Here is a 25,117-nt window from a genome sequence, read left to right as displayed (position 1 = left end):
ATGTTTAGGGGTGTGTTCCAGGGTGTGTACAGGGCTGGTAAATCAAAGGAAGGGAAGTAAATAAAAGTACAAAAAATCCGGCTTGCCGGGCGGATTTCCGGCGATGCATCGCTGATAAAAAGCAACACAAAAAATTATAACGGAAAACTTGCAGGAACCCGGGAAAAATCCTACATTCGATTAGTTGCATAAACAACGATATGCCAAACAACCAATTCAGAAAAGGAGAATTATATAGTTTCATCACGGGTAAGGCTTCTACTGCAATCGCAAGAAGATTGCAGAAAAAGTTCAATGCTGCGGGATTGAATTTAACCATCGAGCAATGGAGTGTGTTGTATCACTTGTGGAAACAGGATGGGATCAGCCAGCAGGAATTGTGCAATGCTACTTTTCGCGACAAGCCGAGTATTACCAGACTGGTGGACAATCTCGAAAAACTGCAGTTGGTGAAAAGAGTTCCTTCTTCTTCTGACCGCCGCATGAATATGGTGTATCTTACAAAACAGGCACAGAAATTACAGGAAGAAACCATGAGCCTCGCGGAGCATACGTTGAACGAAGCGCTGGAAGGGGTTCCTACGGATCGTGTAGACATATGTAAAGAAGTTTTACAGATCGTGTACGATAATTTGAAATAGACTTTCATTCATAATATTCACTTTATAAAATTGTCCATATGAGCAGTGCAACAGCAACCCAGCAAAATACCGTTCTGAAAGGCGGTGAATGGCTGATCAGGGAAAGCGCTCCTTCAGATACCTTCATCCCGGAAGAATTCAATGAAGAGCAGCAGATGGTAAAGGATATGTGTTTGTCCTTTCTTGATGCGGAAGTGATCCCCATTCTCGAGCGAATCGATAAACTGGAACAGGGCCTGATGCCATCACTGGTGGCAAAGGCCGGCGAACAGGGCCTGCTCGGCACTTCTATTCCCGAACAATATGGCGGTCTCGGCAAGGATTTTATCACCAGTACGCTGGTGAATGAAGGACTAGGCGGAGGTTTTTCTTTTTCGGTAGCAGTTGCTGCACACACCGGGATCGGTACATTGCCGATCCTGTATTTCGGAACGGAAGCGCAGAAAGAAAAATACATCACCAAACTCGCAACGGGTGAATGGAAAGGTGCGTATGGGCTTACCGAGCCCAACAGCGGTTCGGATGCGCTCGGCGCCAAAACCACCGCCAAACTCAGTGATGACGGTAAATATTATTTATTGAACGGACAAAAATGCTGGATCACCAACGGCGGTTTTGCAGATGTGTACACTGTATTCGCCAAGATCGACGGGGATAAATTCACAGGCTTCATTGTTGAAAGAGGTTTCGAAGGATTTACGCAGGGGCCTGAAGAGCACAAGATGGGCATCAAGGGATCATCCACTGTACAGCTCTATTTCCAGGACTGTAAAGTGCCTGTTGAAAATGTACTCGGCGAGATCGGCAGAGGTCATATCATCGCGTTCAATATCCTGAACATTGGTCGTTTGAAACTTTGTGCCGCTGCACTGGGCGGCGCCAAACGCGCTGCTACTACCAGTATACAGTATGCGAATACCCGCGAGCAGTTCAAAACTGCCATTGCCAATTTCGGCGCTATACAGCACAAGCTGTCTGAAATGGCTATCAAAATGTGGGTGAACGAAAGCTCTCTCTATCGCACTTCCAAATGGATCGATGATAAGGAAAATGAATTGCTGAAGGCTGGCAAGCCATTCAATGAGTCGCTGCTGGGCGCGGCTGAAGAATACGCCATCGAGTGTGCGATCCTGAAAGTAAGTGGCAGTGAAATGCTGGACTTTGTAGTGGATGAAGGCGTTCAGGTGCATGGAGGCAATGGTTACAGCGATGAATACGTGATCTCCAAAGCTTATCGCGACAGCCGTATCAACCGCATCTACGAAGGCACCAATGAGATCAATCGCCTGCTGACCGTTGATATGGTTCTGAAACGTGCCATGAAAGGCAAGCTGGACCTGATGGGGCCTGCCATGAACGTTCAGAAAGAGCTGATGAGCATTCCTGATTTCGGATCCGATGATGAAACGCCTTTTGCAAAGGAGCGTAAGCTGATCGCCAATTTCAAGAAAGCCATCCTGATGACTGCGGGCGCTGCTGTGCAGAAGCTGATGATGAAGATCGAACATGAGCAGGAGCTCCTGATGAATATCGCCGATATGGCCATCGAAACATTCAATGCAGAAAGTGCATTGCTTCGTGTGATGAAATTGTCGGAAATGAAAGGCGCTGATGCGGTTCAATACGAAAACGATATCATGCAGACCTATCTTTATGATGCAGCAGACAGTATCAACAAAGCCGGCAAAGACGCCATCAACTCTTTTGCGGAAGGCGATGAGCAACGCATGATGCTCCTGGGATTGAAACGCTTCACAAAAGCCGAACCCTTCAACAGCAAAGAGGCTAGAAGAAGAATTGCAAAGAGACTGATCGGAGAAAATAAGTATCCGTTATAATCAAAGAAAGAAAATACAAAGAGGCGACCCGATTTTGGGTCGCCTCTTTTACTTAGTGTGCGGCCAGTCGCTCGCGTCCCGCGAGTGACTTATATTCCGTCGCCTCCGGCGACGCGGCGTTCGCCGGAGGCGAACAAATACAAGTCACTCGCCGGGAGGCGAACGATTGCCAGCTCCCTGATCTTTTTAGTCAGCCCCCTCTCCGGACCTTAATTGATCTTCTCCAGGCGCATATCAAGTTTCTTTTCTTTTTTGAAATATTCCAGGATCATCACTGAGCCTGGCTTTCCGGCAAAGATGCGCATGCCGCCAGCTTCGGTTTTCAGATTGATCTTATCAGTGGAAAGCATTCCGCTGTTATAAGAAATGGCATTGAAGGTAAGACCCTTGTAATCCCTGTCTTTCACATAGTCTGTATACCCAACGGAAAAGGAGCTTCGTGTTTTATCGATCTGTGTGAAAGCATAATCGAATCCGTATGCGCCATATTTGATATAGTTCCCAGCGGCGGCGAGGTTCATCATTTCAACAGCAGCCGGAAGATCCAGGGAATTACTGTTCTTCTCATAGATCTTCGCTTCCCTGATATTGAATTTCTCGTCGAAATGAAGCAGGAGCATATCCGTTACCAGCATTTTAGAGCCGGATTTCCGGTATCCTTCGCAAACGGCAAAGAAATGTCCATTGGATGTTTCAATAAGATCATGGAAGAAAACGTAACCAAAATCCTGCACTCTTCCTTTTTGATTAACGTTGAGCACTTTGCTGATCTCCGATTCCCAGGAATTGTATTTGGAATTGAGCACCCTGCCGGAACTGTTCATCAACCAGAGGCCAACACCCAGGCTTCTGCCGCTGAGGTTCTTTTCGTTCTTGTCGAAGTAGGCACCCATCAACAGAAAATTGTCTGTGCCTTTGAAATTGATCACACTCATGGGCGTCATGTTGTACTGCTGTGCATCTGTTCTGATCTCGAAGGCGCGTTCGCCTGATTGAAGATAGATGCCGAGTATCCATGTTTCTATTTTGGGAGACAGGGGCGTGCCGGCGGATTTGATCACGTTGAACAGCGCCAGGTTTTCGCTGCAGCCAAGGAAGCTGCCACCGGCGGGCTTTACAACGGATGGAACATAGGACCATTGTCTCTTGTCCGTACTGCTGTAGAAGTTTATCTCGAATGTAGGGATATCATCCACCATCTGCTGGTATACTGCAATAAAGCCTTTGTTGTCTACCGCAAAAAGGTTGTTGCTTTCGGAACCGGGTGGAACTTTCATTGCTTTGAGGTAAGCCAATGTTTTCTTGTCCACTTCACGCTGGTAACTGAATTTCTGTTTTCCATCAACTCCGTAAACCCTGCAGTCGTAAGACTTCTGGTCTGCATTATAGAATTTGAAAAGGATGCTTTTGTTGTCGGAAGCGGATTCCTGCAGGATGATATTTTTAGAATCAACGAACTGAACATCCTTCACCTTATTTAGGTTTTCATCCATGAGCTGGAGAGTGTACTCATTGTTCTTTTTGTCCACTTTGTCGGACTGAAAGAAGGTGAAATACCCTTTCACTTCATAATTGCTGGTGATGGGGCCGGTACTGCGCAGGAAAACGGTGCGCACGTTTTCTATGCTCAGTTTGTTCTGCGCCAGAACAGAATGCGTCAGCAACAATAAGCTGATAATTACAGAGAGGAAATCTTTCATGTGCTGCATATGACCAGGTTAATTGATCTTTTCCAATCTCATTTCAAATCTCTTTTCTTTCTTGAAATATTCAGCAATCATGATGGAGCCGAGTTTGGCTTCATACACACTGAGCTTGCTGCCTTTTTTCACGAGATTGATCTTGTCCCGGGTAAATTGTCCGTTATGGTATGTGATAGCGTTGAAAGTACCGCCTTTGTAATCTTTTTCTTTTACAAAATCGATATAACCAACTGTAAAAGTGGAATGCGAGTTGTCAGTTTGCGTGAATGCATAATCAAATCCGTTGAAGAAATATTTCACCCACATTGCAACAGTGGGCAGGTTGGCAAAATCCATTCCTCGCAGTAATGCTACATTGGTTGGCGTTTTATCGTAAATAGTGGCGGCTTTGATATTGAACTGCTGATCGAAGCAGAGCATCATCATATCCGTTACCTTGATCTTGGTTGTAGATGCAGCCCCACCGCCTGCCAGAACATTAGCAGCAATGCCTATGGCATCAGCCTGCCGCTTATAGCCTTCTCCAACGGCAAAGAAATTACCGTCTTCGGTCTGCAGGATTTTGTGGAAGTAGATGTAACCGATATCTTCTACGCGGCCCTTTGCGTTTACATTAAGATGCTTACCGATCTCGGATCCCCAGGAATTGTATTTGGCGTTGAGGATTTTTCCCTGAGAATTTACCAGCCACATGCCAAGTCCCAAACTTTTTCCTTTAGAGATATTGTCTTCTTTATCGCAATATTGACCCATTACAAGGAAATTGGTGGTGCCTGCGATAGGGGAAGTGTTCATTGGCAGGAAATTGTATTTGTCTTTATCCGTCTCGAAATCAAATGCAATTTTCCCATTGTGCAGGTATAGTCCCATCAGGAAGGACGAAGATTTTGTTGTGTACCTGTTACTTTTTTTCATCACTGAAAATACAGCCACGCTGTCTGTGCTGCCAAGGTATTGCGCTTGTGCTGTTTTGGAATCTTCGCCATCGGGATTAAATGTCCAGCTACGTTTTTTTTCGCTGCCATAGTAAGAAACTTCGTATGTGAAGTCGCCTTCATCACGAACAGGGATAACGGAGATGTACCCTCTGTCGCCTACAGAAAAGATGGATTTGTTTTCTGCGCCATTCCTAAGATAGGCATCCAGTTGCTCCATGTACCTTTTTGTTTTCTTATCCACTTCGCGCTGGTAGTTGAATTTCTTTTTTCCATCAAATCCATAAACGCGGTAATCGATCAGTTTCTGTTCTTCATCGAAGAACTTGAAGATGAGGTCCGTTCCGTTATAAGCGGATTCCAGTAATTGCACCTTTCTTGAATCTGTGAATTTTACCTCTTTTACTTTATTGAGGTTTTCATCCATGATCTGGAGTGCGTATTCATTGGTGTTCTTATCTATTTTATCACCCTGGTACAATGTAAAATAGCCTTTTACTTCTTCCCTGGTTTTGATGGCTCCTGTACTTCTGAGCGAAACTGTTCTAACATTCTCGATGCTCAGTTTCTGTGCAATAGCGGCCTGGCCGATAGCGAGGGCCAGGGCAAGCATTCCAGTAATCTTTTTCATGATTTGTTTGAGGGTTGTTATCAGAATTTTGTTTTCCCGTTTGGATAAAGTTTATTGTACAGGGCTATGAGAGAGGATTTTTCTTCTGGTCTGTTGAAATTGATCTTACTGTTGATCAATGCTACCAGCATGTCTTCCGAAGGGTTTTCCATCGATTCGTATGGTAGCAGGAAATAATAACTGATAGCTGCGAAGTCCATCAGTCTTACTCTTTGAATGAACTGGAGTACTGCATTGTATTTCTCTTCCTGCCAGGGCGAAGGCAGGTCCACAATCTTATTCAGTTCATGATTTTTCTGCGCCTGGAACATCCGGTTCAGGCATCGTCCGGTGTTGGCGATGAGCCATGGATCTTTAGGGCGGGAATGCAACAGTTGAAGTGTGTAATAAAAACTTCTTGAAACATCATCATTGTTGTAGCAGTGTGCAATGATCTCATAATCGAAAAGCTCCTGCAGCTGTTTGAAGGAAACAGGGTCAACCGGCGAGATTTGTTTATTTCCGGAGCTGTACTGTTTCACTTTTCCGGAAAGCTGCTTAACGCGAACAGCGCAGTCGGGGTGCGTTTTGAGCGAGTCCCTGTCTTTACTCTTTTCTTCTTTTGATGAAGCGGCCATGGCACTGAACAGTGACTGTTCTTCCTGGATCCATTTTTTCTGAAAAGGGTATTGCGGGAAGTTGAAGAGTTTATCGAGCGCTGGCGCTATATTGTATTTATCCCTGTCGATACTGTCCAGCAGGGCCAGGCAACTGAGTGCCTCTTCAGTTTTGAAGGGCGTATTCTTAAACAGCTCCAATGCCATGCTGTCTGCTGAAGATTCATGTTCGCGGGTGTGACGGCGGTTGTTGAAAGTTACAGACTTTGCGAGTGTTTCCAGCTGTTTGCCTCGCTGGTATTCGGATTTCACGATACGCCTGAGCTCCTGCTGGTATTCTTTCGAGTTGATGGTATTCACATAACGTTCAATGCTGTTCTGGCTATGGCGAAGATGATAGTGGGCGATTTCATGACAAAGCACAAACGCTACCTGGCTTTCATTTTGCAGTTTGGTAAAGAGCCCGATATTGAAGATGATGGTGCCTTCGCCCATGCTGGCGGCATTGGGCCAGTAGTCCCTTGTGAACCTGATCCTGTAACCTTGTTGGGAAATGACAGGGTTGTTACTGAAAATTGTTTTTACGAGTTGTTGCAGGTAATTGTTGGCTACTGAATCGGTGAGAATACGATTTTTTGCTGTGAGATCTTTGAGGTCTGTGTACCTGTTCTCATAGATCTTTTTAAAATCGGCCTTATAGTAATTGCGGAGTGTGTCCAGCAATTGCTTGTGTTGCGTGGCCATATTCGCGTCCCAGGTTTTGATCTGGGCGGCATCGTCATTAAGTGGTTTGTAAGTAATGGATTGGGAAAAGCATGGGAGGCTGGAACATACGATTACCAACAGGAAAAACAGTCTCATTCGGTTAGATAGAGGTTTAGGGTTGCGGTAAAAATAATAAAATCCTTTTGCAATGCTGTATCTTTCCTATATGAAAAATATGCTACTTGTTTTATTCGTTCTTGCTGCCGGAACAATGGGCAAAGCACAGGATTCCACTTTGAAGTCCTTCCTGGTAAAAACCATCGGACCGCTTCCATACCTGGAATACGGCACCGGGGACGACCGCCTGGGCGGAGCAAAAATGACTTACCTGGACACGAATGTGGTGCTGAAAGTGGTTGACTCTGCGGGCACGGATTACAAAATACAATTATCGAAATATCATATCGCTTATGTGTCGAAGGCAAATGTGGCGGCAGACTCCGGTTTACGTCTCAGCAGCGAGAACCTCAGTGGCAGCTGGATGGTAAGCGGGGAAGGAAAGTATGATCTGGTATCGATCTCATTGCCGAACCGGTTGCCTTATAAGAGCGTACAACAGATCAGTCCTTCCAGGATCGTAGTAGACCTGTATGGCGTTACCTCCAATACCAACTGGATTACACAGCGTGGCACATCTTCTTTTATCCGCAGCGTTTGGTATGAGCAACCAGAGGATGATGTGATGCGTGTGTTCATCGAATTAGGCAAGCCCGTCCATTGGGGGTATTCCATTGCTTACGACAGCCTGGGAAGCAGGTTACAGATCAAAGTGAAACGTCCTCCCGAAAGTTTGCGCTTACGCGATATGGTGATTGCCATCGATGCAGGACATGGAGGCAGCAATCTTGGTGCATCAGGAAGGACAAGTAAGATATTGGAAAAGAACCTCACGCTGCAATATGCAAAAGCGCTTGAAAAATTGTTGCAACAAAAAGGAGCTACTGTTGTAATGACCAGAACTTCCGATGCGGATCTGACACAACCTGAACGTGCAGCATTACTGCGCAAGGCAGAACCTGATCTGCTGATCAGCATTCATTTCAATTCATCCGGTAATCCTACGGTAAGAGGCACGAGTACTTATTATCGTTATATTGGCTTTCAACCATTGACGCAGGCAATCCTCAAACGCATGCTGGAACTGGGTTTTAGCAATTATGGGAATATTGGTGGTTTCAATTTTTCATTGAATGGTCCAACGGAATATCCGAATTGTTTAGTGGAAGTTGGTTTTCTGAGCAATGAGGAAGAAGAAAAGAGAATGCTGAAGAAAGGGTTTGATGCAGATGTGGCGAATAAGATCACAAGGGGGATTGTGGATTGGTTGAAGGCGATGGATTGATCATTATTAAATTGGATAAAGCTGTGTCAATAGCCTAATTTAATGTTCAACAAGTATTTCCTATCTTTATTTTCTTAAGAATTTCTATCAGTAAATGGAAAATATGACAAAAGAAGCCGGGAATTTGGAAGTAAAGAATTTTAAGTCTATTCGTGATGTTAGAATCTCGACTTCAAGGATAAATGTTTTTTTCGGTAAGCCTAATAGCGGTAAGTCTAATTTGTTGGAGGCTTTGACATTGTTTAATGTAATTCAGAGTAAGACCCAACAACAATCACAAGCTAGCGTTATTAGATATAACACCTTAGATAATTTGTTTTATGATCGGGATGTATCAAATGATATATCTATTGATTACAATGGGAATATAGCTTATTTGAGTTATTACGCAGCAGTAAACACATATATTCAACTTGTCAACCCTAGCGCCGCATTTTGGAAAAGAAAAAAGTATTTTTTTGAAAACGGAGATTCTATTTCGAATATAGATTCAAAAGAGCCAATTCTTCCAAAGTATGAAGAGCATCCGGGGTTTAATTCATTTTATGCTCTTTTAAATCAAGAGGGAAATTGCTCGAGTAAAGCTTCCATGGCAGTTGATCTTGACAATCCTATAAGGAAATATGAATATAAGGAAGGAATGAGTTATTCAGATCCTTTCAGGGCATATTTGAAGCCATCAGGAGAAAATCTCTTTACAATAGTTCAAGGTAACCCTAAGATCAAAGAATTCATTACAACATTTTTTGATGAATTCAACTTGGAATTTTTGTTAGACTTTTCTTCAAAAAAATTTGAGGTTCAAAAAAAAGAGAAGGGAATTGTATATAAGATTCCATTTGAGCTAACTCCAGACACACTTAGGAGAATGTTGTTTTATATATCAGCGATCTACTCAAATAAGAATGCAACAATTCTATTGGAAGAACCAGAATCCCATTCTTTCCCTCCCTATATAAAAGAGCTTTCTGAGTTGATAAAAGAAGATTCAAGTAATAGATATTTTATTACAACTCACAGTCCATATTTTATCAATAGTCTAATTGAAGACTCGCTGAACTTAAAGGACATTGCATTCTTTCATGTGTACTATGAAAATTATCAAACGAAAATCAAACGACTTGATCAAAGCGATTTAGACATTCTTTGGAATAGTGGTGCAGATGTATTTTTTAACATTGACGCATTGAATAAATGATTCGATACCCTAATCTTATTCCTGAATGTAATGTTGATACTGCGTTCGTAGAAATGTTGGGATATGACAGTCCGAATCATGCGCCTAATATTCAGCAAGTTTGCATATCATTGGAAAAAAACAAAGCGAATAATGTTTGCATTGGCTTTATAGACGACGACAAAAAGAAGCCTGCTTATATCTCTAACTTTAAATTGATTGAAGAGTCCAGGTGCTTTCGCATTCTTAAGCATGAAGCAAAAAGCCAGTTCCTGGTAGTTGCGATTCCTGCTATGGATAAAGTAATTTATCTCATGTGCCAGGATTTGAACATTGATCTTTCTAAATATGGTTTTCCAAACGAGTTTCAAGCTTTCTTAAGTAAAACGAAGAAGTTGGCAATTAGAAACGACAGGAATTTCAAAAATCTTCTGAATACAATAAAACAGAGGAATCCGAAAGAGATTGAGCAGGTTAGGTTTTTTGTCGCGAAATATTATTAAACAATTCGGATTAGCAAGAACCTCTTATAAAGAAAACAGCGCTTCAGATTTGGGGCGCTGTTTTCTTTATTAAGCAATAGAGGCTACTTTTTAGTTAATCCACCCGCTGCTGCTTCATCCACAAACCAATGCACTTCTCCTGACTGTGGCCGTATCAATTGCGAAGGATACAACTCAATATTCTCCGGCCCTTCCAGCACATGCTGCAAAGCGTTTGCCTTATTAGCTCCAAAGGTCAGGAACACTACGTTCTTCGCAAGGTTCACCACCGGCGCTGTAAGTGTAATGCGATACATATCCTGCGCTTCCAGCCAGAAAGAAGTCACCCAGGCTTCCTGTTCTTTGATAGCAGGAGAACCCGGAAAAAGGCTGAGCGTATGTGCATCATCCCCCATTCCATTCAATACAAGATCGAAGGTTTGATTGCCTTCAGGAAAGTAAGTATGCAGGATCTTTTCATAAGCAAAGGCTGCTGCATCTGCCGCGAGATCCGTTTGCATGATATGCACCCGTTCTTTCTTCACCGGCACTTTATTCAGCAATGCTTCAAAGGTCATGCGCGCATTATTGCGACTATCTTCAAAAGGCACTGCTCTTTCATCGCCCCAGAAAAAATGCAGTTTCTCCCATTGGATGCGTTCGCGGTAAGGGCTTGCAGATAGGAGTTCGTACAACTGTTTGGGTGAGTTGCCACCGGTGAGTACCCAGGTAAAACCATCCTGTTTCTCCAAAGTCCTTTCGATCAGGCTGGTGATCCATTCAGCCAGTTGGTGACTGACCTCATTGGCATCTTTATAAATGTGCAACATGCTTAATCCTTATGTGGTTGAGGAAGAGTTACCCAGTTCTTGCCATCGCGTGCGATAAGCGCTTCGGCGTCTTCAGGCCCCCAGCTGTCTGGCGCATAATTGGGGAAATCAACGGGTGATCTGCCTTCCCATGTTTCGAGGATGGGCATGATGATCTTCCAGGCGGCTTCCACCTGGTCTGAGCGCATGAAGAGGGTTTGGTTTCCTTCCATTACATCCAGCAACAGTGTTTCGTATGCTTCCGGTTCATCGCCGTCATAAGCATCTTTGTAGTTAAAGATCATGTCCACCGGATTGAGGGTCATGCTCTGTCCGGGGCGTTTAGCCTGGAAGCGCAGACGGATATCCATTTCCGGCTGGATGCTGATGGTAAGCCTGTTGGGGCGCCAGGTGTCTGCCGCTTCCGAAGGGAAGGCATAAGAAGGCGCAGGTTTGAATTGTATATTGATGATGGTGGATTTCTCGTGCATGCGTTTTCCTGTGCGCACGTAGAAGGGCACATCCTGCCATCTCCAGTTATCGATATAGAATTTAACAGCAGCGAATGTATCGATAGGTGAATCAGGACTAACGCTTTTTTCCTGGCGATAGCCTGGGACCTGCTGCCCTTTCATCCAGCCGCCGGAGTACTGGCCGCGTACTGCATGCGCATGTACCTCATCGTTAGAATATCTCCTGATGGCGTTGAGTACATCCACTTTCTTGTTACGGATCTCGTTGGCTTCGAAAGACACGGGCGCTTCCATTGCGATCATGCACATGAGCTGCAGGATATGGTTCTGCACCATGTCGCGGAGCGCGCCGGAGCGTTCGTAATAATCGCCACGACCTTCAGCGCCTACGGTTTCAGCGGCAGTGATCTGGATATGATCGATGTAGTTACGGTTCCAGATGGGCTCGAAGAGCGCATTGGCGAAACGCAGGGCGAGAATATTCTGAACTGTTTCCTTTCCGAGATAATGGTCTATGCGATAAATCTGTTCTTCGCTGAAGAGGGAAGAAAGAAGGCCATTCAGTTCCTTCGCACTATCCAGATCATGACCGAATGGTTTTTCCACCACGATGCGCGTGCACTTGGTATCATGGCAAATATTGAGGGGGCCGAGTTTCTGGGCGATATCGGGTACCAGTTGAGGAGCCACGGCCATATAGAAGATCACATTGGGATGTTCTCCGAATTCAGCTTCTTTCTGTTTTACGATCTCGGCAATCTTCTGGTACTCTTCCTCCACCTCTGCATTCATCTGGAGATAAGATACATGTTTGGAGAAATCATTCCACTTACCGTTCTGTTCTTCCTTGCGGCGGGAGAACTGGCGGATACCATCCATCAGGTGTGTATGATAACCCTCGGTTGCATAGGGTCTTCTACCTATCCCTACGATGCCGAATTTTTCGGGCATCCAGTTATCGATAAAAAGATTGTAGAGAGCCGGGGAAAGCTTTCTGTGATTGAGATCGCCGCTGCCACCGAAGATGAATAATAATGCTGCCGGTGGTCTTTTATGTTGTTGCATAGTATTGAGATAATTCAGTAGTCAAAATCATTGGTTCCATTCTGTGTGGAAAGATCCGGGTTCGTCGATACGCTGATAGGTATGCGCCCCGAAAAAATCCCTTTGAGCCTGTAACAGGTTGATCGGTAATTGCGCGCTGGTGTATGCATCAAAGTAAGTGAGTGCATTCAGCAGTGCGCCTGCAGGGAAGCGATTGGTAACAGCAGCGGCTGCTACGGCGCGCATACCTGCTTCTTTTCCTTTCAGCATGTTTGCGATTTGCTTATCTAATAACAAATTTTCCAGCTGAGGGTTCTGATCATAAATGTTCGTGAACAGGTCAAGCAATGTGGAACGGATAATACAGCCGGCTCTCCATACTCTCACAACAGAGGGCATGGGGATCTGCATATCCAGCTCTGTGGAAGCGCGGTGCAACATGGCCAGCCCCTGTGTATAACTGATGAGTATACCAAAGAAGAGCGCATCGTGCACCTGCTGTACAAATGTAGCTTTGCCGGTTGTAACGGGAGTGATGGAATGAGCAAATAATGCAGCCGAATTGGTCCTTTCAGATTTCAGTGCGGAGATATTGCGCATAGTCACCGCCATATCGATGGTAGGGATGGGAACGCCAATGTCCATTGCATCCTGGGAGGTCCATTTACCGGTGCCTTTGGCTCCGGCTTTGTCCAGGATCATATCAACAAGGTGATTATTGGTCTTATCGTCTTTTTGTTTGAAGATGGCAGCAGTGATCTCGATAAGGAAGGATTGCAGTTCCCCTTTGTTCCAGGCGTCGAATGTCTGGTGGAGCTCATCATTGCTGAGGCCAGCTCCGCGATGAAGCAGGTCGTAGGCTTCGCAGATCAGTTGCATGATGGCATATTCGATTCCGTTGTGCACCATTTTCACGTAGTGGCCTGCTGCGCCTTTACCGAGGTGTGCAACGCAGGGCTCTCCTTTGAATTTGGCGGAAATGGCTTCCAGCATAGGTTGTACATGGGGGTAAGCTTCCTGGTCGCCTCCGGGCATGATACTGGGGCCTGTTCTGGCGCCCTGTTCACCGCCGGATACACCCACGCCCATGAAATGGATGCCTTTTTCAGCGAGGTATTGCACCCTTCTCAGCGTGTCTGTATAGTGGGAGTTGCCGCCGTCAATAATGATATCGCCGGGTTGGACGAGGGGGAGAAGACTTTCGATCACATCGTCCACAGGCTTGCCGGCGGGAACCAGCATCATGATCCTTCGTGGCAGGGAAAGCCCGTCTGTCATAGCTTTCAGGTTGCTCACTCCTTTAACGGTAGTACCGGTGGTTGCGGCTTTTTCGAAGGCGGTGGTCTTCTGTTCGTCCTTATCAAATCCGATTACCTTAAATCCGTGATCCGCCATATTCAGGAGGAGGTTCCTTCCCATCACTCCAAGGCCGATCATTCCGAAGTCGAATTGTTGTGCTGCCATGCTTTGGTTTATAGAAAAGCAAAATTAGGTAAATTGAGGTAGTATTTTTCTGTATATTTGCGTCGCAATTTGAGCGATTGAGCAATTAGTAAGTGAACGATATATTCTGCTACGCACTTCCCCTGCTATTAGTTAAGTCTTCTTTACTCTGCTTACTACTCAGATGATTAATTAATTTAACCAGTTTTTTGTATGAACATTTATGTTTCGAATTTGAGCTACAACGTTACAGATGAAGATCTGAACGACTTTTTTGCAGACTATGGCGAAGTAACTTCTGCCAAAGTTATCACTGACAAATTCACCAACAAAAGCCGTGGCTTTGGTTTCGTGGAAATGCCCGATAACGAAGCTGCACAAAAGGCGATCACTGAGCTGGATGGTGGCATTGTAGAAGGAAGGGCTATCAAAGTTACCGAAGCACGTCCTCGCGAAGAGCGTAGCGGCAACGGTGGCGGCGGTCAAAAACGCTCTTTCGCTCCCCGCAATAATAACTATAACAACCGTTATTAATTAGTGCGTATAACCGATACTGAAAGCCTCGCATCTGCGGGGCTTTTTTTATGAACCTCATGCATGCCCCAACAGTTGTTAGCATTTCTACCTGAAAAGTTGAATTTGCCAAACAATTTCCGAGGTCAAAATGTTTTCCAATTATAATGTTGCCGCATCATTCCGGATGTGCAAAAAAAACTCTCTCTTTTTACCGGAATTTCACCGTTTCCACGAATGATTGATTGGCTGCAAAGCCTTAATACACTTACTTTGCAGGGCTCTTACAACAACTAAACTTCATCTCATGAAATCAACGGGGAAAGCGGCTTTAGGTTTCATCTTCGTAACCATTTTAATTGATGTGATCGGATTTGGGATCATCATCCCGGTAATGCCAAAACTGATCATGGAACTGGCGCATGTAGACATCAGCAATGCATCCACTATCGGCGGCTGGATGGTGACTGCCTACGCTGCCATGCAATTCCTTTTCTCTCCTTTGTTAGGTAACCTTAGCGACAGGTATGGCAGAAGACCTATCCTGCTTATTTCTTTATTTGGATTTGGCGTCGATTATATTTTTCTCGCATTTGCGCCAACGTTAGGTTGGTTGTTCCTGGGCCGCATCATTGCAGGCATCACAGGCGCCAGCTTTACAACGGCCACAGCCTATATCGCAGACATCAGTGAACCTGAAAAACGCGCACAGAATTTTGGTATTGTAGGCGCTGCATTTGGAATGGGCTTTATTATCGGTCCTGTGATCGGCGGATTGCTGGGAGGATTTGGTACGCGTGTTCCATTCCTTGTAGGTGCAGGTCTTACATTATTGAACTGGCTCTATGGTTTCTTCATTCTTCCTGAATCACTCAAGAAAGAGAACAGACGCAAGTTTGAATGGAAGCGAGCCAATCCTGTGGGCTCGTTAATGCACCTGAAAAAATATCCTGCACTGGTTGGACTGGTTAGTGCGCTGGTGATCGTATATATTGCATCACATGCAGTGCAGAGTGTGTGGAGCTTTTATGGGATCGAGAAATTCAACTGGCATGAAAGCGAGATCGGTATTTCACTGGGCATCGTGGGCCTGACCGTTGGGCTGGTGCAGGGCGTGCTGATCCGAAAGACCATTCCTTTATTCGGCCAGGAAAAAAGTATTTATATCGGCCTGATCCTTTATGCAGTGGGCATGGTATTGTTCGGGCTGGCAACTGAGGGCTGGATGATGTATGTGTTCACAGTTATTTATTGTCTCGGGGGTATTGGTGGCCCTGCCCTGCAAGGCACCATCTCCAATCATGTGCCTGCTAATGAGCAGGGGGAATTACAGGGAGCTTTAACAAGTTTGATCAGTGTAACGGCGATGATCGGCCCGCCACTGATGACAGGGTTGTTCAGCTACTTTACACATAAAAGCGCACCGGTACAATTGCCCGGCGCGCCTTTCTATCTGGGTGCATTCTTGTTATTGCTGAGTGCGTGGATCGCTTACAGGGCGCTCTACAAAGAAAAACATCCTGTTGCGCCGCAGCAGACTACCTGATGTAACGCTCGAAGAATTCCCAGGTGCGTAACATCTGGTCCATACGCTGACGGTTATCGCCACTGCGTGTGAGCTCATGCGTTCCTCCGGGATGACGAACATATTCCACCGGACGACCCAACACTTTCAGTGCGCGATACATCATTTCGCTTTGCACAAAACCTGTTCTGCGGTCATTGTCGCCATGAAAGATGATATACGGTGTTTTGATATTTTCAACATAATTGAAGGGAGATTCTCTATCGAGGATCTCTCTTGCTTTTGGCTCCCACGGGTAGCCTCCGAAATAGTTCGGCAACAGTCTCCAGGCATTGCCTTCTCCAAAGAAAGTATTGAGTTCGTATACCCCTCGCTGTGAGCAAGCTGCTTTGAAGCGCTGATCATGAGAGATGATCCAGGCCACCAGGTAGCCTGCATAGGAACCACCGGTCACTACCAGTTTGGAAGTATCGGCCCAACCTTCTGCAACGGTTTTGTCCAGCGCTGTAAGTACATCGCTGGCAGGGCCTTTGCCCCAGTCTTCTAAATTGGCGCGAAGGAATTCCTGTCCATAACCACCGCTGCCCCTGGGATTGCAGTATACAACGCCATATCCTTTGCTGCAAAAGAACTGGTACTCGTGCCACATACTGGCTTCTCCGGGTCCCCACATGGCGGATGGGCCGCCGTGGATCTCCAGTAACAGGGGATATTTCTTTCCGGCCTCGTAGTTGGCGGGCTTCATCACCCAGTATTCCACGGTAAGTCCCTTATCATTCACGAAAGTTTTCTTTTCGGGTAAGGATATCCGTTTCTTGCTGATCCAATCAGTATTGAGGGATGTGATGCGCTTTGCATTCTTTGCACTACCATCGGCGAGGTAAAGTTCAAATGGGCTGGTAATATCAGTTCTGGAATACACCAGTTTATTGTTCACGATATCGAAGCTCCCAACACCTCCTTCATAATCGGTGAGCTGTTCCACTTTTTTCGTTTTCAGATCAACACGGTAAATTGGCGTGCCGCCATTGCTTTGTGCTGTGAAATAGAGATATTTTTCATCATTGCTCCAGGTGAAACCTCCTTTTGTTCTGTCGAATGGAATGGTGATGAGATCTTTTTCATTGCCGTCTATCGGCATAATACCCAGCGACTGCACATTCACGAAAGAAGTAGGGCTATAAGCAAAGGCCAGCAGTTTGCCGGAAGGAGAGAGCTTGGGAGCGAAGAAAGATCTGCCTTTTTCTCCCAACACTTTTCTGAATCCATTGCCATCTCTTCCCATGATGTAGATCTCGTTTTCGAGAATACGTTCAGGACTTTGACTGATATCTGTGTTACCGGTGAGAATGAATTTGGAGCCATCAGGCGTGAAATCCGCAATGGCCAGTCTGGCAAAGCCTTTGGTAACAGGCTGAGGCGTGGCGCCTGGTGTTGCGTTCACGAGCCAGTAATGTGTGAAGCCCTGTCCACCATTGATATTGGCTTCATCCTGGAAATTCAGTTTGTTGAGTAGTGTGGCTTTCTTGTCTGTGATATTCTTGTCCAGCCAGGCCCTTACTTCTTCGATATTGCCATCAGGGTCTGCCCTGGATGCATTCTTAAGCCAGTTGTTATTATCGAAGCCAGGTCTTTCGAGTGTATATTCCGGAACGGTTTTGCCGGGGTTGAGAATACTGTCCTGGAGCAAATCTTTGAGAGGAATACCTGCGGCGAAGAGGATCTGTTTTCCATCGGGACCCCATTTGGGAGAGGATGCGCCGTACTTGTGTTTGGTGAGCTGAATGGCTTCGCCGCCATCGAGGCGGAGCAGGAAGATCTGCGGTTTTCCATCTGCAGCGCGCACGAAGGCAATGCTTTTCCCGTCTGGGCTCCAGGCGGGCTGTGATGCATTCTCCTTACTGGTGAGTTGCTTTGGCTGTGCGTTGCCGTCAGTTCCTGCCATCCAGAGTTGCGAAACATATTTGTAATCGGTTTTGCTTTCGCCGTCAGGCTCGATGCTGGTAACACTGTAAACGACCTTGCTGCCGTCATTGGAAAGGTTTACACTGCTGATGCTTTTGATCTTCAGCATGTCTGTGACTTTTACCGGCTCCTGGGCAAAGAGGACCGTCACCTGCAACAGAAGCAGGAGGACCCATGTGACATTTTTCATAAACAGTCATTTAAGGAATGAATGTACAAATTCAATATTTCTAAGAAAGAAGGAAATGATCAACGGCTGCATTTCTTAATGTAGCTTTAATAAATTTTCGACATGAGCAATCTGATTCAGGAATTCAACGACTACCGTTCCAAAATGAATGAAGTGATACTGGGTAAGAACAACCTGGTAATGAAACGCCTCTGGAACCTCGACACCAATACCTATGAAGCCGGCGCACTGGATGTTTCCACCAAAGAAATGTTGGGGCTGGTAGCCAGTATGGTATTGCGCTGCGATGACTGTATCAAATATCACCTTGGCAAATGTCATGAAGTGGGTATCACTACAGAACAGGTGTATGAAGTATTTGCCGTAGCTAATATTGTGGGTGGTACGATCGTGATCCCGCATACACGCAGAGCAGCGGAGTATTGGGAGGAGTTGCTGGCGCTGTAGGGATGCTACAGTAATTCGGAGAGCTGGCAGTCGCTCGCGTCCCCGCGAGTGACTTGTATTGGCTCGCCTCCCGGCGAGCACTGTGTTGCCGGAGGCGACTAAATAAAACTCACTCGCCAGAGGCGAGCGAGTGAGCTCTCCGACATTCAGCATATATCCTTTTCAGTTAGCTCCCGGCTCTCCGTTATGCCAGATCCATTGAAGGTTTGTTCTGCAATATATTTTCGATCTGCGCCATCAATTCCGGACTGAGCAACTGCACTACGTCCAGCGCTTTGAAGTTGTCTTCCAGCTGTGATTTCTTAGTGGCGCCAAGAATTGCTGTGGTAACGTTTGGGTTTTTTATGGTCCAGGCGATGGCAAGTGAAGCAAGTGATACATTGAGATGTTTTGCCAGCTCCGTGAGCTTTTTCACTTTCTCAAGTTTCGCGTCCTGGATCCAGCGGTCTTTCAGCCAGTCGAATCCCTCCAGGGCAAGGCGTGAATCCGCAGGGATACCATCATTGTATTTCCCTGTGAGGAAACCGGCTGCCAGTGGGCTCCAGATGGTGGTGCCGAGACCAACATTCTTGAATACAGGAAGATAATCCTGTTCCATTTTGAAACGCTCGAACATATTGTATTGCGGCTGTTCCATCACAGGCCCGATAAGATTGTATTGCTGCGCCACACGATGTGCTTCCATGATCTCTGCCCCGCTCCACTGGCTGGTGCCCCAGTAGAGGACCTTGCCCTGCTGAATAAGGTTGTGCATGGTCCAAACCACTTCTTCGATCGGTACATTCACATCCGGACGATGACAGAAGAAAAGATCCAGGTAGTCCAGCTGTAGCCTTTGCAATGCTTCGTTACAGGCTTCAAAAAGATGCTTTCGGCTGAGGCCCGTTTGATTGGGTTTGTTTTCTTTTCCTCTCCAGCCGAAATAGGCTTTGGAGGAAATTGTATAGGAAGTCCTGTCCCATTTTTTCTTTTTGAGAACACGCCCCATCATCTTTTCACTTTCTCCCAGCGCGTATACTTCGGCGTTATCGAAGAAATTGACGCCTTTGTCGTAGGCGATGCCCATCAGTTCATCGGCGAGGCCGTCTTCCAGTTGCTTGTGAAAGGTTACCCAACTGCCGAATGATAGTACGCTCAATTCCAGTCCTGATCTTCCAAGTCTGCGATATTCCATGTTCATTGCATTTTATGGCATTGAAAATACGGAAAAAGATCGGCAGGAATGAGGAGAATTGCCTGTGAGGGGCAGGCTTAAGATTTCACGGGTTCCTGTTTCGCGGGAGCCGGAATTGGTGAAGGTGGTGGAACTGGTTTGCCTTGCACAGCAGAGTCCCTGCGCAGGCTATCGGAACCAACGGGGGCTGCTTCATCTGGTGTGGGCAGTTTGCCGGAATTACCGTACAGCTCATACCAGGTCAGGTCCTGTTTGGCTTTCATGCCATTTCGTGAAAAAATATCGGTGCCATCACGTTTAGTGATATGCGAAGGTTTATCTGTATAGAATTGTTCTTTGTTCTGGTCCCACCATAATTCGGGAGTACGGAGCGTGTCCCCGTTCTTGATATTGATCACGATCACACTATCTCTAAGCAAAACCTTGCTTTCGTATTCACGATACTTACCATACTTCGCGTCGAGAATGGTTTCTATAACGCCGGTGGTATCGTAAAAGTCAACATGTAATGAGCGGGGAAATTCGATGTATTGGGAATCTCTTACCTGGCGAAGCATGTACGGTGCTGTGAGATGTGCCTTTGTTTTGCCATCCTGGCTCATATAACTATCTACCTGAATGGCTTCTTCAATGGCTATTGCCTTCTTGCCGAAAACAGCATCTACTTCTTCGGTAGTGTTCTCACAGGAGAAAAGAAAAAAGCAGCCCATTAACAGGGCTGCAAGAAAAAAAGAATATGTTGATATGAACCTGGTCACCTATTAATCGTACTTACGTTTGAGGAACCAAATATCGGTAAGTGCGAGACCAACTCCAAATCTGAAAAAGTTTTCACGAAGTGCATTATCCTTATTGCCCCGGTTACCATATTCAAACAGGACATTGATCACTGAAAACTGATTAGTGTAGGCGGGTTTGCGCATGGGCAGTGCAGCGCCGGCAGAGACACTCCATTTGGGGAGATCAGTCTGGTTCACATAAATATAATCCTGTCCCCAGGTAAAACCTGCGCGCCAGCTCACATTGCTCCAGTAGGTCTTGCCGATCCTGGGGGCGATTTGAGCGCCGAAGCGGACTTCCCAGCTATCCTGCACCATGTCTTTACCTTCATAGAAGCGGTAAGAGCTCCATTTTTCAGTGGCATAATCCAGGCCCACCATGAATTTTCCTGGTTTGTCCCAGATGATGCCGGCGCCATAGCTGGCAGGGTACTTCACGGTTCCTGAAATATCTTTTTCGGAATAAGCGATATCCAGAGTATCTGTTGCGCCGGAGGTAGCATATTCGAAAGTGTGAACAGTGTAATCCGCATTAGCATTGAGGTTGCGCTGAAGGCTTCCATAAGCGCCTAATCGCAGAAAGTTGGTTTTGTTCAGCTTCACCATATATTGTAATCCACCATTGAGGTGAACGCCGCCATAATGTGTTTTACGCTGGTGGTTGGATTTATAATAATAAGCAATGGTGTCTACTACATTGGTTCGGGTACTGTAATCCTTTGTACCAAAGATGTAACCGAAGTTAAAACCAACACTTAATCCTTTGAGTACATTGAAGCCGGTGCCAATATGTGCTTCGTAGGCGCCGCCGGTACCTTCATACAGGGTATTGATACCGACTGTATCCTCGAACTCGGGGAATATTTTCTGAGAGCTGGTTGTGATTTTATAATTGATCCTGCTCACAGGGTTCAGGCCGAGGTTCATACCCCATCCTCCATTCTTTTTCAGCGGGAATGCAAGTTGGAGATAGGAAATATTGGGACTGTATGAATTGAATTTCCTGTTGGGATCGGTAGTATTCTCTCCTGCCCGGATAGTGCGTGTAGCGAACTCAAAACCCAGGTCGAGGGTAGTGGCGCTGATCTTGGAATACGATGCAGGGTTGATAAAGTTGATCGAAGTGTAGTCGAAATATGCAGCTGATAGCCCGCCCATACCACGGCTCGCGATGGATTGACCGGGAACAAGGTCCCCTAAACCATAACGTGAGTAAGGAGAGTTTTCAGTTTGGGCCTGTACCAGGGAGATGAAACAGCACCAAAAAATTAAGACCAGTCCGATTTTCTTATACGTCGGTGTTATTGTTGTATTCGCAGATAGCATATAGCCCTTTATAGATTAAATTAGGGTCTGCAAATATCTTGTTTTTGAGATGATAGACAAAATACGGTGCATCGCCCCCGGTTAAGACGGCGTTAAAGTTATGGTACTTTTGTCGATAAATTTCTATGATTCCGTCGATCTCAGTGGTCATTCCAAGGATTACGCCACTCAAAATGTTGGTCCGGGTGTCATATCCCATGAGTGGGAAGTTCCAATCTTTCTTTACCAGCGGGAGTTTGGCGGTGAAAACGTTCAATGATTTGAAGCGCATTTCCATCCCGGGAGAAATACTGCCCCCGACAAATTCTTTATATTTATTAATAAAATTATATGTGATGGCGCTGCCCAGCGCAATCACCAGTGTATTTCTGCCGGGATACAGGTCCGCAGCGGCTGAAACCAGGGCCAGCCTGTCTGCTCCGATGCTTTCGGGCTTACCTACAGGTGTGGTGATAGGAAGTTTGGACTGGTTGCTGAGTTTGTGGAAAGATCCTGCTTCAGCGAGGATCGTTTCCAGGGAAGGATTGTGGTTGATAACGGAAGAAAGGATGGAGCGCAGCGGTTGGTACCTGCTCACGAGGTCCCGGATGGTAGCGTCACTTTCATCGGGTAGAACAATCAGTTCCTCCATTACCCCGTTCCTGAACACCGCGCATTTCAGGCGGGTATTTCCGAAATCAAGGCAAAGCGTTGTTGTTGGCGTCAAAGCTGATGGGATTTTAATGGATATTATTCTATATCCAGGTCAAAGGCCGAGAGGTTCCTGAAATGACCATTGAGTTTTACTTTCTCTTTGAGTTGCTCCATTTCCTGGAGCATAGGCAACACTTTTTCCAGGTGCCTCCTGATGTATTCCTGCCGCTGGACCTCATTCATCAGACCGAGTACTTCATATTCCTCCTCCAGTGAAAGCCCTGCATGATGAGCTACATCATAGCTTTTCAGCTGGTCGTCTGATTTGCGGAAATCCTTGCTGACATTGAGCATGCGATGCAATTCTTTCACACCGAATACCACTTTCTGCATCAGCGCGCGGTTGCCGGCATCATCTTCATTGTCAGGATAATTCACTATAGCGCCGCTATAAAGTTTGTCGGGGATCTGTTTGATCACTTCCAGGATGCGAAAAACTTTCAGGCCTTTGGTCCGGATGTCCAGCTCACCATTCTGGTACTCCTGCACAATTTCAGTAACCTCCACCAGTGTGCCCATGTCCTGCAGCTTATCGTTCACCACGGAGGGGATGCCAAAGGGCTTGCTGCTTTCCTGGCATTCACGGATCAGTTGTTTATACCGCGGTTCGAAGATATGCAGGTGCATCACTTCGCCGGGATAAACCACAACTGCAAGGGGAAATATGGGAATGAAATTTGTCATTTGCAAGCCAATATTACGCAATCTGTTATTAATTCTAAGCGAGAGCCAACGGTTTTTACGAGTATCAACCCCTTCCAAAATTTGAAAACCAATTTACGCGGCCGGCAACTTTAATTGATTATTTTCGTGACTTAACCAAAGGTGCATTGTTTAGGTTCGCAGCATGTGATCAACTACCAGGAAAAAAAGTTAAATGAGCAAAGTTTCCGTTTATATCATAGGATATAATGAAGAAAAGAAGATAGAAGCCGCTATCCAGAGTGTAATTGAATGGGCGGATGAAGTAATTGTGGTGGATTCTCATAGTACAGACAATACGGCTTCCATCAGTAAGAAACTGGGGGCCAGAGTTGTGCAGGTACCTTTCGAGGGGTTTGGCAAACTTCGCAATGCGGCGTTGGAGCATTGCCGCTATCCCTGGATATTCAGTCTCGATGCTGATGAACGCTGCACTCCCGCAGCCAGGGATGAGATCTTAAAAATAGTCCGGGAAGATAACGCCAATGTTCCCCAGGTTTGGTTGATGCCCAGGAAGAATTATTTCATGGGCAAGTGGGTAAAGTATTCCGGATGGTACCCGGATTACCGCCAGCCTCAATTGTTCAAGAAGGGGATGATGACTTATACTCAACTGGAAGTTCATGAAGGTTTCGAAGCGAAGGGACCGCTGGGAAAACTGACAAATCCAATTTGGCAATTTCCATTCGAGAACCTCGAACAGATTATCAATAAAGCCAATAGGTACTCATCGCTGGGCGCTAAAAAATTATTCAGTAAGAAAAAAGGCAGTATTACAAAAGCTGTATTACATGGATGGGCCGAATTTATGCAGACCTATTTCCTGAGGCTGGGAATCCTCGATGGCAGGGTGGGGTTTACCATTGCCTTGTATAATTCCATCAGCACCTATTTCAAATATGCAAAGCTAACCGAGTTACAAAAGGATTGGAAAGAACCATCAGGCTTGCCAGGTAAATAACCCTGGAACCTCTCAAAAAGTGCATTCATGAAAATAGCAGGATTTACCATCATTAGAAATGCAATACTGAATGACTATCCTATTGTGGAAGCGATAGCATCCATTTTACCTGTGGTTGATCTGATGATTGTTGCTGTAGGAGAAAGCGAAGACGACACCCTTCAATTGATCCAGAATATACCTTCTGAAAAGATAAAGATTATTAAGACTGTTTGGGATCCGAATGCCCGGAAAGGTGGGGTAGTACTGGCCCTCGAAACTGATAAAGCATTCAGCCATATCCCGGAAGAATACGATTGGGCCTTCTATATCCAGGGCGATGAAGTGGTGCACGAACAGTACCACGCCGCCATTGTAAAGGCGGCAGAAAGATACAAAGACGACAAAAGGGTGGATGGCCTGCTCTTCAATTATCTCCATTTTTATGGCACTTTCGATTATATCGGTGACAGCCGCCGGTGGTACCATAAAGAGGTTCGCATCATCCGCAACGATAAAACCATTCAGTCGTACAAAGACGCGCAGGGCTTCCGCCGCGAACGAGAAAAATTGAACGTAAAACAGATCGATGCTTTTGTATATCACTATGGTTGGGTAAAAAGCCCAAAGCAAATGCTTGCCAAGCACCTGAACGTGAAACAATATTGGTCGGAAGATGTGCTGGGAGCGCAAAAACTGCAGGAACAGGATTTCTTCGATTTCTCGGATTTCGATTCGCTGGAAAGGTTCACCGGTTCCCATCCGATGGTAATGATGCCTCGTGTGGCCAGCCATAACTGGCAGATAGATCTCGACGTGTCGCGTAAAAGATTTTCGATAAAAGGAAAGATATTGTACTGGTTTGAAAAGAAGACCGGTATCCGGCTCTTCGATTTCCGCAATTACAGGATCATCTAATGCTGCCCATCAGCTAAAACAAGATTGAACGATATTTGCTAATCCGGAATAAAATATTTCTCTCTT

Annotated in this window: 22 protein-coding genes; 10 read left to right on the top strand and 12 right to left on the bottom strand. The window is 45.8% G+C overall.

Features of this window, described 5'->3' with window-relative positions; genetic code table 11:
* Nucleotides 1-200 precede the first annotated feature (200 nt).
* Together D9Y29_RS19790 and D9Y29_RS19785 are read left to right on the top strand one after the other, a co-directional pair.
* Nucleotides 201-641, top strand: a complete 441-nt coding sequence (locus D9Y29_RS19790) for a MarR family winged helix-turn-helix transcriptional regulator (RefSeq protein WP_127131482.1) — start codon at nucleotides 201-203, stop codon at nucleotides 639-641.
* A 38-nt stretch (nucleotides 642-679) separates the two neighbouring features.
* Nucleotides 680-2,479, top strand: coding sequence for an acyl-CoA dehydrogenase family protein (locus tag D9Y29_RS19785; RefSeq protein ID WP_127131480.1), 1,800 nt, complete (start codon nucleotides 680-682; stop codon nucleotides 2,477-2,479).
* A 209-nt stretch (nucleotides 2,480-2,688) separates the two neighbouring features.
* Here the strand turns inward: D9Y29_RS19785 and D9Y29_RS19780 are convergent, their stop codons facing one another.
* From D9Y29_RS19780 to D9Y29_RS19770, 3 genes are read right to left on the bottom strand one after another with little or no spacing between them, the layout of a single operon-like run.
* Nucleotides 2,689-4,188 carry a DUF6770 family protein gene (locus D9Y29_RS19780; protein ID WP_127131477.1) on the bottom strand — a complete coding sequence of 500 codons (1,500 nt, stop codon included), beginning with the start codon at nucleotides 4,186-4,188 and terminating at the stop codon, nucleotides 2,689-2,691.
* A gap of 9 nt (nucleotides 4,189-4,197) precedes the next feature.
* Nucleotides 4,198-5,748, bottom strand: coding sequence for a DUF6770 family protein (locus tag D9Y29_RS19775; protein WP_127131475.1), 1,551 nt, complete (start codon nucleotides 5,746-5,748; stop codon nucleotides 4,198-4,200).
* Between the two features lie 20 nt (nucleotides 5,749-5,768).
* Nucleotides 5,769-7,205: a M48 family metallopeptidase gene (locus tag D9Y29_RS19770; RefSeq protein ID WP_127131473.1), complete on the bottom strand. Its 1,437-nt coding sequence runs from the start codon at nucleotides 7,203-7,205 to the stop codon at nucleotides 5,769-5,771.
* 79 nt (nucleotides 7,206-7,284) lie between these two features.
* On the opposite strand from D9Y29_RS19770, the gene D9Y29_RS19765 reads away from it, so the two are divergent.
* From D9Y29_RS19765 to D9Y29_RS26570, 3 genes are all read left to right on the top strand, one after another.
* Nucleotides 7,285-8,451 (top strand): N-acetylmuramoyl-L-alanine amidase, encoded by a 1,167-nt coding sequence (locus tag D9Y29_RS19765; RefSeq protein ID WP_164735490.1) that lies wholly within the window; start codon nucleotides 7,285-7,287, stop codon nucleotides 8,449-8,451.
* Nucleotides 8,452-8,554: 103 nt separating this feature from the next.
* A complete protein-coding gene (locus tag D9Y29_RS19760) occupies nucleotides 8,555-9,649 on the top strand; it encodes an AAA family ATPase (protein WP_164735489.1) in 1,095 nt (364 codons plus the stop codon).
* A gap of 110 nt (nucleotides 9,650-9,759) precedes the next feature.
* Nucleotides 9,760-10,131, top strand: coding sequence for a hypothetical protein (locus D9Y29_RS26570; RefSeq protein ID WP_164735488.1), 372 nt, complete (start codon nucleotides 9,760-9,762; stop codon nucleotides 10,129-10,131).
* Nucleotides 10,132-10,214: 83 nt separating this feature from the next.
* Here D9Y29_RS26570 and pgl read toward each other — a convergent pair whose 3' ends face one another.
* The 3 genes from pgl to gndA are packed head-to-tail and all read right to left on the bottom strand — an operon-like array spanning nucleotide 10,215 to nucleotide 13,900.
* A complete protein-coding gene (gene pgl, locus D9Y29_RS19755) occupies nucleotides 10,215-10,940 on the bottom strand; it encodes a 6-phosphogluconolactonase (protein WP_127131466.1) in 726 nt (241 codons plus the stop codon).
* 2 nt (nucleotides 10,941-10,942) lie between these two features.
* A complete protein-coding gene (gene zwf / locus D9Y29_RS19750; RefSeq protein WP_127131464.1) occupies nucleotides 10,943-12,457 on the bottom strand; it encodes a glucose-6-phosphate dehydrogenase in 1,515 nt (504 codons plus the stop codon).
* Nucleotides 12,458-12,484: 27 nt separating this feature from the next.
* Nucleotides 12,485-13,900: an NADP-dependent phosphogluconate dehydrogenase gene (gene gndA, locus D9Y29_RS19745; protein WP_127131462.1), complete on the bottom strand. Its 1,416-nt coding sequence runs from the start codon at nucleotides 13,898-13,900 to the stop codon at nucleotides 12,485-12,487.
* 192 nt (nucleotides 13,901-14,092) lie between these two features.
* On the opposite strand from gndA, the gene D9Y29_RS19740 reads away from it, so the two are divergent.
* Nucleotides 14,093-14,413: an RNA recognition motif domain-containing protein gene (locus tag D9Y29_RS19740; RefSeq protein WP_127131460.1), complete on the top strand. Its 321-nt coding sequence runs from the start codon at nucleotides 14,093-14,095 to the stop codon at nucleotides 14,411-14,413.
* 286 nt (nucleotides 14,414-14,699) lie between these two features.
* Nucleotides 14,700-15,938, top strand: coding sequence for a TCR/Tet family MFS transporter (locus D9Y29_RS19735; protein WP_127131458.1), 1,239 nt, complete (start codon nucleotides 14,700-14,702; stop codon nucleotides 15,936-15,938).
* Here D9Y29_RS19735 and D9Y29_RS19730 read toward each other — a convergent pair.
* Nucleotides 15,931-18,072, bottom strand: a complete 2,142-nt coding sequence (locus D9Y29_RS19730; protein ID WP_127131456.1) for a S9 family peptidase — start codon at nucleotides 18,070-18,072, stop codon at nucleotides 15,931-15,933. The two genes, D9Y29_RS19735 and D9Y29_RS19730, sit on opposite strands and share 8 nt — an antisense overlap.
* Nucleotides 18,073-18,174: 102 nt before the next feature.
* Between D9Y29_RS19730 and D9Y29_RS19725 the strand changes: the two genes are divergently transcribed.
* Nucleotides 18,175-18,519 carry a carboxymuconolactone decarboxylase family protein gene (locus tag D9Y29_RS19725; protein ID WP_127131454.1) on the top strand — a complete coding sequence of 115 codons (345 nt, stop codon included), beginning with the start codon at nucleotides 18,175-18,177 and terminating at the stop codon, nucleotides 18,517-18,519.
* Between the two features lie 184 nt (nucleotides 18,520-18,703).
* Here the strand turns inward: D9Y29_RS19725 and D9Y29_RS19720 are convergent, their stop codons facing one another.
* From D9Y29_RS19720 to D9Y29_RS19700, 5 genes are all read right to left on the bottom strand, one after another.
* The gene (locus D9Y29_RS19720; RefSeq protein ID WP_127131452.1) at nucleotides 18,704-19,693 is read right to left on the bottom strand and encodes a potassium channel beta subunit family protein; all 990 of its coding nucleotides are present in this window, start codon (nucleotides 19,691-19,693) and stop codon (nucleotides 18,704-18,706) included.
* Between the two features lie 77 nt (nucleotides 19,694-19,770).
* Nucleotides 19,771-20,451 carry an LPS export ABC transporter periplasmic protein LptC gene (lptC, locus tag D9Y29_RS19715; RefSeq protein ID WP_277601135.1) on the bottom strand — a complete coding sequence of 227 codons (681 nt, stop codon included), beginning with the start codon at nucleotides 20,449-20,451 and terminating at the stop codon, nucleotides 19,771-19,773.
* Nucleotides 20,452-20,454: 3 nt separating this feature from the next.
* Nucleotides 20,455-21,798, bottom strand: coding sequence for a BamG family beta-barrel-assembly machinery protein (gene bamG / locus D9Y29_RS19710; RefSeq protein WP_478356821.1), 1,344 nt, complete (start codon nucleotides 21,796-21,798; stop codon nucleotides 20,455-20,457).
* Nucleotides 21,761-22,504: a type III pantothenate kinase gene (locus tag D9Y29_RS19705; RefSeq protein WP_127131446.1), complete on the bottom strand. Its 744-nt coding sequence runs from the start codon at nucleotides 22,502-22,504 to the stop codon at nucleotides 21,761-21,763. Before D9Y29_RS19705 ends, bamG begins: the two co-directional genes overlap by 38 nt.
* A gap of 23 nt (nucleotides 22,505-22,527) precedes the next feature.
* Nucleotides 22,528-23,175, bottom strand: coding sequence for an LON peptidase substrate-binding domain-containing protein (locus D9Y29_RS19700; RefSeq protein ID WP_127131444.1), 648 nt, complete (start codon nucleotides 23,173-23,175; stop codon nucleotides 22,528-22,530).
* 193 nt (nucleotides 23,176-23,368) lie between these two features.
* On the opposite strand from D9Y29_RS19700, the gene D9Y29_RS19695 reads away from it, so the two are divergent.
* A complete protein-coding gene (locus D9Y29_RS19695) occupies nucleotides 23,369-24,154 on the top strand; it encodes a glycosyltransferase family 2 protein (protein WP_127131442.1) in 786 nt (261 codons plus the stop codon).
* Nucleotides 24,155-24,181: 27 nt separating this feature from the next.
* A complete protein-coding gene (locus tag D9Y29_RS19690; RefSeq protein WP_127131440.1) occupies nucleotides 24,182-25,051 on the top strand; it encodes a glycosyltransferase family protein in 870 nt (289 codons plus the stop codon).
* Nucleotides 25,052-25,117 lie beyond the last annotated feature (66 nt).

This window comes from Pseudoflavitalea rhizosphaerae (assembly GCF_003991355.1).
GTDB lineage: Bacteria > Bacteroidota > Bacteroidia > Chitinophagales > Chitinophagaceae > Pseudobacter > Pseudobacter rhizosphaerae.
The sequence above is the reverse complement of the archived record's forward strand: the minus strand, read 5'-3'. Positions and strand labels throughout refer to the sequence as shown.

Coding starts and splice junctions, on each gene's coding strand:
- D9Y29_RS19790 (WP_127131482.1), top strand. CDS start 201: ATGCCAAACAACCAATTCAGAAAAGGAGAATTATATAGTTTCATCACG.
- D9Y29_RS19785 (WP_127131480.1), top strand. CDS start 680: ATGAGCAGTGCAACAGCAACCCAGCAAAATACCGTTCTGAAAGGCGGT.
- D9Y29_RS19780 (WP_127131477.1), bottom strand. CDS start 4,188: ATGCAGCACATGAAAGATTTCCTCTCTGTAATTATCAGCTTATTGTTG.
- D9Y29_RS19775 (WP_127131475.1), bottom strand. CDS start 5,748: ATGAAAAAGATTACTGGAATGCTTGCCCTGGCCCTCGCTATCGGCCAG.
- D9Y29_RS19770 (WP_127131473.1), bottom strand. CDS start 7,205: ATGAGACTGTTTTTCCTGTTGGTAATCGTATGTTCCAGCCTCCCATGC.
- D9Y29_RS19765 (WP_164735490.1), top strand. CDS start 7,285: ATGCTACTTGTTTTATTCGTTCTTGCTGCCGGAACAATGGGCAAAGCA.
- D9Y29_RS19760 (WP_164735489.1), top strand. CDS start 8,555: ATGACAAAAGAAGCCGGGAATTTGGAAGTAAAGAATTTTAAGTCTATT.
- pgl (WP_127131466.1), bottom strand. CDS start 10,940: ATGTTGCACATTTATAAAGATGCCAATGAGGTCAGTCACCAACTGGCT.
- zwf (WP_127131464.1), bottom strand. CDS start 12,457: ATGCAACAACATAAAAGACCACCGGCAGCATTATTATTCATCTTCGGT.
- gndA (WP_127131462.1), bottom strand. CDS start 13,900: ATGGCAGCACAACAATTCGACTTCGGAATGATCGGCCTTGGAGTGATG.
- D9Y29_RS19740 (WP_127131460.1), top strand. CDS start 14,093: ATGAACATTTATGTTTCGAATTTGAGCTACAACGTTACAGATGAAGAT.
- D9Y29_RS19735 (WP_127131458.1), top strand. CDS start 14,700: ATGAAATCAACGGGGAAAGCGGCTTTAGGTTTCATCTTCGTAACCATT.
- D9Y29_RS19730 (WP_127131456.1), bottom strand. CDS start 18,072: ATGAAAAATGTCACATGGGTCCTCCTGCTTCTGTTGCAGGTGACGGTC.
- D9Y29_RS19725 (WP_127131454.1), top strand. CDS start 18,175: ATGAGCAATCTGATTCAGGAATTCAACGACTACCGTTCCAAAATGAAT.
- D9Y29_RS19720 (WP_127131452.1), bottom strand. CDS start 19,693: ATGGAATATCGCAGACTTGGAAGATCAGGACTGGAATTGAGCGTACTA.
- bamG (WP_478356821.1), bottom strand. CDS start 21,798: ATGCTATCTGCGAATACAACAATAACACCGACGTATAAGAAAATCGGA.
- D9Y29_RS19700 (WP_127131444.1), bottom strand. CDS start 23,175: ATGACAAATTTCATTCCCATATTTCCCCTTGCAGTTGTGGTTTATCCC.
- D9Y29_RS19695 (WP_127131442.1), top strand. CDS start 23,369: ATGAGCAAAGTTTCCGTTTATATCATAGGATATAATGAAGAAAAGAAG.
- D9Y29_RS19690 (WP_127131440.1), top strand. CDS start 24,182: ATGAAAATAGCAGGATTTACCATCATTAGAAATGCAATACTGAATGAC.